Annotated in this window: 12 protein-coding genes; all 12 read right to left on the bottom strand. The window is 39.5% G+C overall.

The features are described from left to right. Positions 1 to 90: 90 nt before the first annotated feature. The 12 genes from cpsG to rfbB all read right to left on the bottom strand — a co-directional run bounded on the left by cpsG (position 91) and on the right by rfbB (position 12,684). Positions 91 to 1,461, bottom strand: a complete 1,371-nt coding sequence (gene cpsG / locus DY231_RS07915) for a colanic acid biosynthesis phosphomannomutase CpsG (protein WP_115627898.1) — start codon at positions 1,459 to 1,461, stop codon at positions 91 to 93. A 73-nt stretch (positions 1,462 to 1,534) separates the two neighbouring features. After that, positions 1,535 to 2,962, bottom strand: coding sequence for a mannose-1-phosphate guanyltransferase (cpsB, locus tag DY231_RS07910; protein ID WP_115627897.1), 1,428 nt, complete (start codon positions 2,960 to 2,962; stop codon positions 1,535 to 1,537). A 3-nt stretch (positions 2,963 to 2,965) separates the two neighbouring features. Next, the gene (locus tag DY231_RS07905) at positions 2,966 to 3,991 is read right to left on the bottom strand and encodes a WaaS/CpsH family glycosyltransferase (RefSeq protein WP_115627896.1); all 1,026 of its coding nucleotides are present in this window, start codon (positions 3,989 to 3,991) and stop codon (positions 2,966 to 2,968) included. After that, on the bottom strand, positions 3,984 to 4,622 hold the full coding sequence (locus DY231_RS07900; protein WP_256682649.1) for a DapH/DapD/GlmU-related protein: 639 nt from the start codon (positions 4,620 to 4,622) through the stop codon (positions 3,984 to 3,986). Before DY231_RS07900 ends, DY231_RS07905 begins: the two co-directional genes overlap by 8 nt. After that, entirely contained in the window at positions 4,585 to 5,619 is a 1,035-nt protein-coding gene (locus DY231_RS07895) for a glycosyltransferase family 4 protein (protein ID WP_115627895.1), read from the bottom strand. The genes DY231_RS07900 and DY231_RS07895 overlap by 38 nt, the downstream gene beginning before the upstream one ends. After that, a complete protein-coding gene (locus tag DY231_RS07890; protein ID WP_147295633.1) occupies positions 5,603 to 6,847 on the bottom strand; it encodes a hypothetical protein in 1,245 nt (414 codons plus the stop codon). Before DY231_RS07890 ends, DY231_RS07895 begins: the two co-directional genes overlap by 17 nt. Positions 6,848 to 6,854: 7 nt before the next feature. After that, positions 6,855 to 7,736: a glycosyltransferase family 2 protein gene (locus tag DY231_RS07880; RefSeq protein WP_218568333.1), complete on the bottom strand. Its 882-nt coding sequence runs from the start codon at positions 7,734 to 7,736 to the stop codon at positions 6,855 to 6,857. 66 nt (positions 7,737 to 7,802) lie between these two features. Beyond that, complete coding sequence (locus DY231_RS07875; RefSeq protein WP_115627891.1) at positions 7,803 to 9,257, bottom strand: oligosaccharide flippase family protein; 1,455 nt, start codon at positions 9,255 to 9,257, stop codon at positions 7,803 to 7,805. Next, positions 9,254 to 10,084, bottom strand: coding sequence for an NAD-dependent epimerase/dehydratase family protein (locus DY231_RS07870; RefSeq protein ID WP_115627890.1), 831 nt, complete (start codon positions 10,082 to 10,084; stop codon positions 9,254 to 9,256). Before DY231_RS07870 ends, DY231_RS07875 begins: the two co-directional genes overlap by 4 nt. Further along, entirely contained in the window at positions 10,085 to 10,639 is a 555-nt protein-coding gene (rfbC, locus tag DY231_RS07865) for a dTDP-4-dehydrorhamnose 3,5-epimerase (protein WP_115627889.1), read from the bottom strand. A gap of 41 nt (positions 10,640 to 10,680) precedes the next feature. After that, positions 10,681 to 11,556 (bottom strand): glucose-1-phosphate thymidylyltransferase RfbA, encoded by an 876-nt coding sequence (gene rfbA / locus DY231_RS07860; RefSeq protein WP_115631790.1) that lies wholly within the window; start codon positions 11,554 to 11,556, stop codon positions 10,681 to 10,683. 42 nt (positions 11,557 to 11,598) lie between these two features. Then, positions 11,599 to 12,684, bottom strand: a complete 1,086-nt coding sequence (gene rfbB / locus DY231_RS07855; protein ID WP_115627888.1) for a dTDP-glucose 4,6-dehydratase — start codon at positions 12,682 to 12,684, stop codon at positions 11,599 to 11,601. Between the last annotated feature and the right edge of the window lie 105 nt (positions 12,685 to 12,789).

Genomic DNA, 12,789 nt, shown 5'->3' with positions numbered 1-12,789 from the left:
CTTGATGTTAACTCAGGTTTGTAGGGTGTGGGTAGAGTTTGATCAACCATGCTCACCTACTGATGAACTATCATTCAATATGGTCAAACCTTACTGCCGCAACAGTTTCAGGATTTCTTCTGTTTTTTCTTCCATCAGCTGGCTGTTATTGCGCGATTCCACATTCAGGCGCACCACCGGCTCGGTGTTTGAGCTGCGCAGGTTAAAGCGCCAGTCGGCAAACGCCATGCTCACGCCGTCCGTGTTATCGATCTCTTCCGCGTGCGGCGAAAAGTGCTGCTGTACGCGTTCAATGGCGACTTTCGGATCGGCCAGCTTGCTGTTGATTTCCCCGCTCGCCGGCCACGCCGCCATGCGGTCACGCACCAGTTCGCCCAGGGTTTTGCCTTTCAGGCACAGCAGTTCCGTCACCAGCAGCCACGGGATCATCCCGCTGTCGCAGTAGGCAAAATCACGGAAATAGTGGTGGGCGCTCATTTCGCCGCCGTAAATCGCATCTTCCTGACGCATGCGCTCTTTGATAAACGCGTGCCCGGTTTTCGACATCACCGGTGTGCCACCTGCGCGCTCCACGATATCCACCGTGTTCCACGACAGACGCGGGTCGTGAATAATCTTCGCCCCCGGCTGTTTTTCCAGGAAGGCCGCCGCCAGCAGGCCGACGATGTAATAGCCTTCAATGAACTGCCCTTTCTCATCGAACAGGAAGCAGCGGTCGAAATCGCCGTCAAAGGCAATCCCCATATCCGCTCCGTGTTCAATCACCGCATTGCGGGTGTCGTCGCGACACTCCGGCAGCAGCGGGTTCGGGATACCGTTCGGGAAATTACCGTCAGGCTGGTTGTGCACTTTGATAAACGTCAGCGGCACATTGAGTGATTTAAAGCGGGCTTCGATAGCATCGACAATCGGGCCAGCCGCGCCGTTACCAGAGTTAATCACCAGTTTCAGTGGCTTGATATTGGCCACGTTGATGTAGGTGAACAGATGGTCGATATACGCCTTAACCACCGAAATCTTCTGGTAGCTGCCACGTTTTGCAGCATCAACTGGCGGGAAGTCATTGGCTTCCGCAAGACGCTGCACGTCGCGCAGGCCGGTGTCGCCGCTGATTGGGCGAGCGCCTTCGCGCACCAGTTTCATGCCGTTGTAGTCCATCGGGTTGTGGCTGGCGGTGACTTCAATGCCGCCGTCCACATTCAGATGCCAGGTGGCGAAATAGATTTCTTCGGTGCCGGACAGGCCGATATCCAGCACGTCCACGCCCGCATCCTGCAATCCTTTAGCCAGCGCCAGTTTAAGTCGCTCACTGGTCAGGCGCACATCGCCACCCAGTACGATGGTTTTCGGTTTCAGGTACTCGCCATAGGCGCGGCCAATGCGCTGCGCAATGTCTTCATTCAGCTCTTCGCCCAGGCGACCACGGATGTCGTAGGCTTTAAAACAGGTCAGTTTTTGCACTTTTCAGTCTCCTTCGGGCAACAGTTACCCAACCCGCAGAGTGGTCTGCGGGGACTCATCAAATTTTTATTGGCTAGATACGCCCGTAACGGTCTTGAAAACGCACGATGTCGTCTTCTTCGAGGTAAGTGCCGGAACGCACTTCAATCAGGTCGAGCGGGATTTTGCCGGGGTTTTCCAGGCAGTGCGTCACGCCAAGCGGGATGTAGATGGACTCGTTTTCGCCCAGCAATTTTGTCTCTTCACCCAGTGTGACTTTCGCGGTACCCGCCACCACAATCCAGTGTTCGGCGCGGTGGTGGTGCATCTGCAAAGACAAACCTTCGCCCGGTTTCACGGTGATGCGTTTTACCTGGTAGCGCTCGCCTTCATCGATGGAGTCGTATTTGCCCCACGGGCGGTACACTTCGCGGTGGTTGTGGTGCTCGTGGCGACCCGCTGCTTTCAGTTCTTCGACGATCTTTTTCACATCCTGAACGCAATTCCTGTCTGCAACCAGAACCGCATCTTTAGTTTGTACCACCACTAAATCTTTCACGCCGACGGTAGTCACCAGGCCGGATTCCGCATAGATGTAGCTGTTTTCGGTATTGTGGCTTATCACATCGCCGTGATGCACATTACCCTGCTGGTTTTTGGTGCTGATTTCCCAAAGAGAAGACCATGAACCCACGTCGCTCCAGCCCGCATCCATTGGCACCACCACCGCATCGGCAGTTTTTTCCATCACGGCGTAGTCGATAGACTCATCCGGGCACGCCAGGAACGCCGCTTCGTCAACGCGCACAAAGTCGAGATCCGGGTCGATATTCGCCATCGCTTTTTCGCAGGCGCTGAGAATATCCGGGCGGAATTTTTTCAGCTCTTCGAGGTAGCGCCCGGCACGGAACAGGAACATGCCGCTATTCCAGTAATATTCGCCGCTGGCGACATAGGCCAGCGCGGTGTCAAGATCCGGTTTTTCGACAAATTCGGCAACATTAAAACCAGTGCCTACGCATTGAGAATTAAGCTCATCACCACGACGGATATAGCCATATCCTGTTTCAGGTTGAACGGGAATTATGCCAAATGTGACCAATTTCCCGGCTTCCGCATATGGCAAAGCGTTGCGTACCGCATTTCGAAAAGCTTCTTCATTCTGAATAATATGATCAGCTGCCAGAATAAGCATCAGCGGGTCATTTTGTGGCTGATTGCGCACCGCCGCCAGTGCTGCAAGCGCGATAGCCGGTGCGGTATTGCGACCAACAGGTTCAAGAATGATATTATTTGTGAGCTTATCAAGCTGGCGTAGTTGTTCGGCGACGATAAAACGGTGCTGTTCGTTGCAAATCACCACCGGGCTTTCGCATTCGACGCCATTCAGTCGGCTGACGGTTGTTTGCAACATCGTTAGTTCCCCTTTCAGGCACAGGAACTGTTTTGGGTAAAGCACACGGGACAACGGCCATAGGCGGCTACCGTTTCCGCCAGCCATAATTACGGGAAAAATACTCATTTTTTAGCTCTTCATTAGCAGCGCCATGATCCAATCGGACAATGGCAAACTTTCATAACTTACCGAGTGTGGAACTAATTTCAGCAACTCGTACCGATATTTTTCACATTGATCACTTTCCCACTCTGTACCGCTGTCACGATCAATTACCGTTGCTAATTTAGTTGTAGTGTGCAAAAGAACGACAGGGTTAGTAGTTATCAATCGGTGTCCTGCATGAAGCGTTTCCCAGGTCCTCATCGTTAGACCTGTTTGCCCTGAATGATGAATATCAATAATAGCTTCACTGCATTCTACTTTTGCTTCTAGCTCAACGCGCGATAGCGGCTTGAAAGTAATCCATTCTTTAGAGCATGAACGTAAAGATGAGTCGGTGGCCAAATAAAATAAATACTGCAAATAGCTCTGAAAATATATTTTTATAAAACTTTTCGAATTGGGTTTCTTTGATAAAAACTTGGATAGCACACGAATACGATCTCCGTGGTAGCTTCCTATAAATGTGTAGTCAAAAATGTTATTTGTTATAGTAGAATCAGACGCATCTGAAATATCAACACAAACAGCATGGTCTACATAAAATAGCGGTAGATAATTCAACTTATAATCAACACTATCTTTTAGATCAAAAGTAAAAGACTTGTCGGCTTTTTCAGCAAGAGAAATAAACGTCTTGATGTTGGAAATTGAGTCCCATGAATAACACACTATATTGATGTCATTTTTCTTGCTCCGCAACTGCTCAATAAACGAAGGTGTAATACAAGTACCCTTTATAATGATAACATCTGAAATATTCGGAAGCTCATTTTCTATCAGGTTAATGATATGTTGGCTATATTTAGCGGCTATCGCAGAAGAATAAACTGGGGCATTATACTTAATTAGGGCCTTCGCAATTGAAGAACAGGCAGGGCGGTCTGACAAGCTAATAACTTTTTTATACTTAGAGGACAATTCCTGGGTTATGTATTTTTTATAATCGAAGAAGTCAGGGCAAATAAATAAAGCAGTACTATCATTAATCATTAACACTTACCCATTTATTTAAATTAAAATCAAAATGTTTAATAATTTTCGCTGGATTCCCAACGGCGATAGAATTAGCCGGTATACTTCTTGTAACTACAGAATTAGCACCTATTATCGATGAGGAGCCAATACTAACACCAGGGAGAACCACTACACCTTCACCCAACCAAACGTTTGATCCTATATCAACAGGATTAGTATGCAATGTTCTTTCGTTACAAATGATATCAGGGTGAGATTGCAAATCACCTTTATAGACACCATGATTTAAGTCGGTAATGAAAACACGACTGGCAATCAATACATTATCACCCAGTTTAACGCTTTCTGCCGCAGCTATATGTACGGAGTCATTAATCTGACAATCCCGGCCAATAACTAAAGAATATTGGTCATCTACCCCATGTGCTTCAAGCCTACAATACCGACCGGTTGTTAACCCTGGGCCGATTGACATTTTTTTCTTACCGCGAACATCAAAAGGTCTACGAATTATTCTGGCATTTTTAAAAATAAAAAATGTAATAAATTTATCAAAAATTAATTTAATTAAACCCAATATTCCATAGTGTTGAATCATATTTAACATATCAGAGGCACTCATTATAAACTGCTTGAGTTTCTTCATAGCATTTTTCCCAAGAAAAATTAAGTGCTTGAAGTAACCCAGCATGCTGTAATTTTGTATAACCACTTGAATTTGATAACTCTTTCAGAGCATCAGCAATGGCTAAAGGATTAGGCTTGTCTAATAAATAAGCTGCGTTCCCGGCTACTTCTGGTATGGAAGATTCATTAACCGCAATTACAACGCACCCACACCGCATTGCTTCAATAACTGGAATACCAAATCCTTCGTAAGATGATGGATAAAGAAGACAATATACACGGTTATATATTTTGTTTAACTGCTCATCACTCACTCGCCCCAAATGCTTGTAGCGATTTGGGATCTTTTGATCCAGCATTGCAATTTCTTCTTTTGTTAGTGCGCCACCGCCTACGATACTTAACGTCAAGGAAGGAATTAGTGCAAGTGCATCCACGGCCATTGAAAAATTTTTATACCAGCCTCTGGCGCCAACAAATAAGACCTCATTAGTTTTATCAATGCCTTCAATTTTATAATAACTATCAGATACGCCATTGTGTACCACACGGATTTTACTCTCATTAATTGGCGAATACTTCATCAAATCTCTGGCTGTATTATGAGAGACACAAATAACTAAATCGCTTTTAGTGATAGCCCTATTTTTTTGCCATGAATGCATCCATTGCGCGGGACCTTTGCGATAAATTTCGTAAGTAAAATCATGCACAGTGGTAATTATTTTATTGTTTTTTTTATTTACCGGTAAACGATAGTGTGTTGAATGAAATATATTATCTTTACCAAATTCTGTCAGATCAACATCTCTCCATCTTTCTAAAACACGAAGTTCTCGTCTGAAAGTTTTTGTAGCAGATCCATTCAATGTTATATTTTCATGACTATTTTCGTATCTAATATAGTTAAGTTTATTATTGTGCTTTTGATAAAAAGATAATATCTGATCAAAATAAACTGTGCATCCACCACCATTTTGCAAATTTTCGATTACACCATCAATAATTAACTTCATGACAAACTCTCTTTTTAAATTTATTATTTGATATGAAATACATGACAGAAACGATAAAGAAAAACATACTGGGAGTGAAATAACCGGCTCCACGTACGAAAAATTCCAGGAAACTAGATAAATATACACTACTAAAAAGCAAGAATTTTTTACTGCCTGTAAACCTATTCCGTCTGACAAGTTTAAATATTTTCCACCACCCCCATAAATAGGTAAGAACTAGTACAATACCAAAGATGCCAAATTCTCCAATTATTTTCGGCGCTGTTGACCCTGCATCAAATGTGTTTATATAAATATGCAGCATCGAGTATATCTTCTCAGATATATCACCATAAAGCGTTGATGTCCCGTACTGTTGAAATCCAACACCCAGCAAACTTTTTCTTAATGTAAGAAATGAATTTTCCCATCCTTGCAGCAGCACCAAAGATGATAAATTCTGGCTATCTCCAGCTAAATCTAAACGGTCTCTATAATATGAGAAGAAATCACTTTCTATAAATATATATACAGGAATAGACATAAGTATAATTATAAAGAATGAAGGTAATAAACTTTTTGTAGTAATTAAATATGCAAGTAGTACGGCAAGAATCATTGTGAAGTTTTGTATGTACCCCCCCCACAAACCAAATAAAAGGAGTAGTGATAATCTCAACGGACTTTTAATATTTGTAAAAGAAAAATACATTAATAAAGGTGCACATACCAAAGCAAAATGAGAAGGCTCTTGAAACAAAAAAGTTGGTTTTGCCAAACCACTATTGAAGAAGTCAATTTTAGATATACTAATAAGTGCATTAAAAATAAGAATATATAAAATAATTCGTAATGCAATATGAACTTCATGCTCCAAAGTGTCATCGATGACTATTTTTGTTATAAATGCAGCAACAGTACATATCATAATAAAGCAGAAGCTTATAATGAATTTGGGTACATCAGGAGGAAATATCCCTGAGGCAGGAAAATAATAAACTATGATAAAATGCAATAATAAAAATAAACTCAAAAAAACAATCGATAGCAACAACGAGTATGTTTTTCTTTCAAGTGTTGCTCTTTTACGGCTAACCAGGCAGTATGCACAGATTATAACTATAGAACTAGCCACTATTCCCAATGTAAAAGAAGATTGGTGGAACAGAATCATCAACATTGATGGTAGAAAAATCATTATCCCTGCAATGATTGAAAGATAAAAAGCGTTAGTATTAATTTTCATCTCATTCTCATTTCATACGTAAACCATCAATCAATCCTTTACGAATTGCTTTCTTCTGTCTATTGGAAGTAAAAATCAGCATATATAATCGAGTTAGAAACAAATAGGATAATGAATAAGCTTTTTTAAGTCCATGTAAATTTTTTCGAATAAAATACAATCTATTTCGGGTCAAATGGTACATGCCAAAATAAGATAAGTCACCACCAGTTGAAGATCCGACTTTATGATAAATTATTAAATCAGATATAACATTAACAACAAATCCAGCTTTACGAGCACGATATAAAAAATCAGTGTCATCATAATAAGCAAAATATTTCTCGTCCATCTCTCCGATCGTATCCCATAAATGACGTGACACCATCAAAAAACAAGTTGGAGCATAATCGTGTTGATGTACCGGTGGGAAATTTGCAGCATTATAAGCGGTATCGATATCTTTGTGAGGAGCTAACGACTTCCACTCATCAAAATATCCACCACAGTACCATACTTTTTTTTCTGGATAATTCAAAATGGTTGGGCTGACCATATCCATTTTTTGACTATCTGCATATATCACTAATGATTTGAGGATATTTGGGTTTTCAAAGAGCAGATCGTTGTTAAGAAAAAGGATATAATCGCAATTATCTTCATATGCTTCTCTCGCGCCTTGATTATTACCAGCAGCGACACCAACATTTGAACCTTGATTATCGATAAATTTAACATTGATAAATAATTCAGCGCTCAGTTTTCTGGCTAAATTCAATGACTCAGACGATGAACTATTATCAACAACATATAAACAATATTCGTTGTAATTCTGCACTGCTAAACTAGAGAAAAAATCGGTCAAAACCGCAGGGGAATTATAAAGCACTGTAACCAAGCCAATTTTCATCATATTTACTATGTATTAAACACCCTTTCTATGTATTACATACAGATAATGTATTGTTAGATATAATTAATCAACTATAGATTTAATTTTTCTAATTAGAATAGCGACCAAAATTAAGGATATAAGACTTAATGCAAGTTGACTGATGTGTATATACTTGCCATATAGCGAATGCGCAAAGTAATAATTAACTAACATCAAAACAGAAATAGTTGCTGGTATTATTAAAAATGATGTAAATATCAGTCCATCTCTTATTTCAGACTCTCTATAAAATTTAAATGCATAGAAAACCATTATAGACATCCCAGATATTGCTGTTGCATAAGCAATACCTACGGCTCCATATTCTTTCACGAAAAATATAGAGAGTGTAAAATTTATTACCCCCTCCAGTAAAGGGAGGTAAGCAACTGACAACTGCTTACCGAAAGCCACCAGCATCATCCCGTAAGGTGCCGCGATCATCCTGATTAAAAATGCCGTAAGTAAGAGTGTAAAAGATGATTCTATGTGCACAGATAAATCGTGCCCCAACCACAAATTAAGAATCCACCCGGAAATGTTAGATGATACAAAATATGCAATATAAACAATAAATGCATACAGTAGCGATAGTAATACAACTAGCTTTTCAAGGTTCTGAACTTTTCCAGCATTATATAAACGAAGCATAGGTTGTATAATCGGACTGGTTATTGCCCCAATTATACCCACTACCGCATTGATTAGTGTCATGGCAAGTACATAACCAGCAAGTTCGTTAAAAGCGAATTTACCAACGGTGAATGTTCCTATACCCGTGATTAGAAACTGTGCAATATTCCATATTAACAATCCAATGTAAAAAATTGCAATCTTCTTTATTACTACAGCATTCATTGTTTTTTTTGTTGCGTCTTTCCCCAAGTTCCTATTAAAAATATAGAAAAAGAAAATCTGATTAATAAGGTTAATTGAGAAATAAACAATACACATTGCAAAAATACCATATTTTGCTATGAATACAATAAAAACACCCAGTATCGTTTTGAATACAAGATTCACAGAAGCAGTAATATCGTTTCTTTCAATACCTGTAAAATATCCTAAATAAATAGAAGATATATTATTAATGATAAAAGATATGCAGATTAACAAAAAAGTAGTTTTAGCTTGTTTTTGATATTCAACCGGTATTGCGGTAAAAAAGGAAGAGTAGTAATGGTTAATAACTAATACCAAAATTAGCATCATAGATGCAAGAATGTATGAAACTAATTTAGAGTTATACAGCACACTTCTTAACTGAAATTGATCACTTCGATGCAGTGAAACGAATCGTCCAACCGTGATTTGCAGTCCAAAGCCAATAATTCCAATCAATGCTCCTGCCTGAAGAGCTAATGACCACACAGAGAATTCAGTTGTGGTCAGTTTATGCAAAAGTAATGGAGATATAACAATCCCCATAATCACATTTGAAAAACCATTTATAATATTAGCTACAGAATTTTTAATCAGTCTATTAAACCCACTCATTCAACTCTGCCAAGTTCATTCTTGAAATTCCTGATCATATACTCCAGATCTTTAAGCACATTTCGCGGAGTATAATCTTTATAAATAGCTTTTATCGCAGATATGTCTGTTTCCGGGAAATACTCACGTGGGAAGTTGACTTCATGCCAGTTAATTTCACATTGCGTATGTTGTACTAATACATCTGCTATTGCTTGAGCATTTGTATTGTAACCTGAAGCTATATTAAATACATGCTGATTTGCTGTAATTACTTTGGACAGATAAATGCTTACATCTGCAACATCATCGACTGAAACATAATCTTTAGTATATTCTGGCCTTACAAACATATTAACCTCTCCATTATTAATCGCATGACGAATAATAGAGGGAAGAAATAATGTACTGTTCAAAGCTAAACCATAAACATTACTTGGTCGTACAATAACAACATTTCGCCCGCTTCGGATACATAACTCTTCTGCTGCAAGTTTTGTAATATTAAAGAGACGTCTGTTATCATCGTTACATACCACCAGATCATCATTTTCTGAAGAACCTGGACCGTTCATATAAACGCGTGTAGAAGAAACGTAAATTAATTTTTCAAAATTGGCTTTCTCAACAACCTTAGCCAATAAGGTTATATTCGCTTCAACTACGTTGAACGGTGTTTTTGCACAGTCACCATTACCAGCACAATAGATTACAATACCTAAATCTTTTGTGTAAATTGAGTCGTCATTTCGCGAAGGAACCCAAACATCTTTCCCAGTATCTTCTAATTTTTTTACTATATGAGAACCAATAAAACCTTTACCACCTATGACAGTATAATGTGCCATTTACTTCCACCCTTTAATTATGTTTTCTTTTATTTGGTCGAATAAAGGCAAAACCTGATCTTTCCCCGATACAACAGGAGAATTAATTGGCCACTCTATACCAAGTTCAGAATCACTCCAGATAAGCCCACCTTCATCGGTTGGGTCATAATAATCTGTGCACTTATATTGGAAACATGCAACTTCACTCAATACACAAAAACCATGTGCAAATCCCGGAGGGATATAAAACTCAAGGAAATTTTCACCACTAAGGATCACAGAATGATGCTTACCAAAAGTAGGAGAATCAGGCCTTAAATCGACAGCAACATCAAAGACTTCCCCTTCGGTAACCGTAACGAGCTTGCCTTGAGGTTTATTTTTCTGAAAATGTAGGCCTCTCAATACATTTTTTGTAGAACGTGAGCGGTTGTCCTGAACAAAAGGGAGTTTAATACCAGCGTCTTCGTATCTTTTTTGCTGATAAAGCTCAAAAAAATACCCTCTCTCATCCTTAAAAACTCTGGGTTCAATAACAATGGCGTCTTTAAGACCTGTTTCTATAATTTTCATTAAATAATTTACTCTTCTTCGATTTAACACACTGATATTGATTAATCCCTAGCCAAATTGAGCAGGTATTTGCCATACTCATTTTTGCTAAGTGGCTTTGCCAATTTTTTTAATTGTTCTTTATCAATAAAATGCATGCGATAAGCAATTTCTTCCGGACAAGATACTTTAAGCCCTTGTCTTGATTCAATAGTCTGAATAAAGTTGCCAGCTTCTATCAAACTTTCATGTGTCCCAGTATCTAACCAAGCGTACCCACGACCCATAATAGCTACAGATAATTCACCATTTTCTAAGTAAAGACGATTAATATCTGTTATTTCTAACTCACCACGCTCTGATGGTTTAAGGCTCTTTGCCATTTTGACAACTTTGTTATCAAAGAAATAAAGGCCAGTAACAGCATAATTACTTTTTGGTTTTTTAGGCTTTTCTTCAAGTGAAATGGCCTTCCCTGACTCATCAAACTCAACAACACCGTATCGCTCAGGATCTTTGACATGATAAGCAAATACGGTCGCTCCTTCGGTTTTTGTAACAGCCTGTTCCAGTTCTTTAGGCAGATCATGACCGTAGTAAACATTATCTCCAAGTATTAGTGCGCAATTATCCTCACCAATGAAATCCTCACCAATTATAAATGCCTGGGCTAAACCATCAGGGCTTTCTTGAATTCTATAGGATAAATTTAATCCCCACTGGCTACCATCACCAAGTAACTGCTCAAACCTTGGTGTATCTTGTGGGGTGCTTATGATTAGAATATCTTTAATCCCCGCAAGCATTAGCGTACTTAGTGGATAGTAAATCATTGGTTTGTCATAAATGGGTAATAGTTGTTTACTAACAGCCATCGTTACAGGATATAAACGAGTACCTGAACCACCAGCCAATATAATTCCTTTACGAATTGCCATCATTTCCTCATTGCTTAGTTAATTATTACATCAGAAATTTAGTTAGTTTCTCTGGGTATAGTTTTTAGCTATCCAGTCTTGGTAGGTACCATTTTTTATATTGTTGACCCACTCGGTGTTACTTAAATACCATTCAACTGTTTTTCTTATACCGGTTTGGAATGTTTCATTTGGAAGCCAGTTTAATTCTTTATTAATTTTAGATGCATCAATTGCATAGCGACGATCATGACCAGGTCGATCGGCAACATATGTTATCTGCGATTTATATGATGTCTCTTTAGGCATTAATTCATCGAGGATATCGCAAATGGTATCAACAACTTCAATGTTTTTCTTTTCATTGAAACCTCCGATGTTGTATGTTTCACCAATCGCGCCTTCGCTAATGACTTTATATAATGCACAAGCATGGTCTTCTACATACAACCAATCGCGAATTTGATCGCCTTCTCCGTAGATCGGCAAATTTTTGCCTTCCAGTGCATTAAGGATAATCAGAGGAATTAATTTTTCAGGGAAATGATAAGGGCCATAATTATTCGAGCAATTGGTCACAATTGTTGGCATGTTGTATGTTCTTTGCCATGCCCGGACTAAGTGATCGCTTGCCGCTTTGGAAGCAGAGTAAGGGCTACTTGGGGCATATGATGTTTTTTCTGTAAATAATGGCAATGGCTCATTACTGTCCCACTCATCAGGATGTGGCAAATCGCCATAAACTTCATCAGTTGAGATATGATGGAACCTGAATGCATTTTTACGAGATTCTGGCAATGACATCCAATATTTTCTGGCAGTTTCAAGCAGTACATATGTGCCAGTGATATTGGTTTCGATGAACTCACCGGGGCCAGAAATAGAGCGGTCGACATGACTTTCTGCGGCTAAATGCATGACTGCATCAGGTTGATGTAATTCGAAAATTGAATCGATAGCTTCTTTGTCACAAATATCAGCTTGTACAAATTGATACCGATCACTGGTTGAAGCATCAGCAACTGAACTAAGATTACCAGCGTATGTTAGCTTATCTACATTTATGACTTCATCGTTTGTATTTTCGATGATATGGCGAACAACAGCGGACCCAATAAATCCAGCACCGCCAGTAACTAAAATTTTCATATTGTATCTCTTCAGCTTTATACTATTTAATCGATTTTATTGAGCAGTAAATTATATAGTTCATCATTTATGGATCATCAAGCAGGGATTATATCAAACCTTAAA

This window comes from Buttiauxella agrestis (genome assembly GCF_900446255.1).
In the GTDB taxonomy this organism is placed as follows: domain Bacteria; phylum Pseudomonadota; class Gammaproteobacteria; order Enterobacterales; family Enterobacteriaceae; genus Buttiauxella; species Buttiauxella agrestis.
The sequence above is the reverse complement of the archived record's forward strand: the minus strand, read 5'-3'. Positions and strand labels throughout refer to the sequence as shown.

What these genes read in the sequence shown, in the direction of transcription:
- rfbC (WP_115627889.1), bottom strand. Translation starts at nt 10,639, where the DNA reads ATGAAAATTATAGAAACAGGTCTTAAAGACGCCATTGTTATTGAACCC.
- DY231_RS07880 (WP_218568333.1), bottom strand. Translation starts at nt 7,736, where the DNA reads ATGAAAATTGGCTTGGTTACAGTGCTTTATAATTCCCCTGCGGTTTTG.
- DY231_RS07890 (WP_147295633.1), bottom strand. Translation starts at nt 6,847, where the DNA reads ATGAAAATTAATACTAACGCTTTTTATCTTTCAATCATTGCAGGGATA.
- DY231_RS07875 (WP_115627891.1), bottom strand. Translation starts at nt 9,257, where the DNA reads ATGAGTGGGTTTAATAGACTGATTAAAAATTCTGTAGCTAATATTATA.
- rfbA (WP_115631790.1), bottom strand. Translation starts at nt 11,556, where the DNA reads ATGGCAATTCGTAAAGGAATTATATTGGCTGGTGGTTCAGGTACTCGT.
- DY231_RS07905 (WP_115627896.1), bottom strand. Translation starts at nt 3,991, where the DNA reads ATGATTAATGATAGTACTGCTTTATTTATTTGCCCTGACTTCTTCGAT.
- rfbB (WP_115627888.1), bottom strand. Translation starts at nt 12,684, where the DNA reads ATGAAAATTTTAGTTACTGGCGGTGCTGGATTTATTGGGTCCGCTGTT.
- DY231_RS07870 (WP_115627890.1), bottom strand. Translation starts at nt 10,084, where the DNA reads ATGGCACATTATACTGTCATAGGTGGTAAAGGTTTTATTGGTTCTCAT.
- DY231_RS07900 (WP_256682649.1), bottom strand. Translation starts at nt 4,622, where the DNA reads ATGAAGAAACTCAAGCAGTTTATAATGAGTGCCTCTGATATGTTAAAT.
- DY231_RS07895 (WP_115627895.1), bottom strand. Translation starts at nt 5,619, where the DNA reads ATGAAGTTAATTATTGATGGTGTAATCGAAAATTTGCAAAATGGTGGT.
- cpsB (WP_115627897.1), bottom strand. Translation starts at nt 2,962, where the DNA reads ATGAGTATTTTTCCCGTAATTATGGCTGGCGGAAACGGTAGCCGCCTA.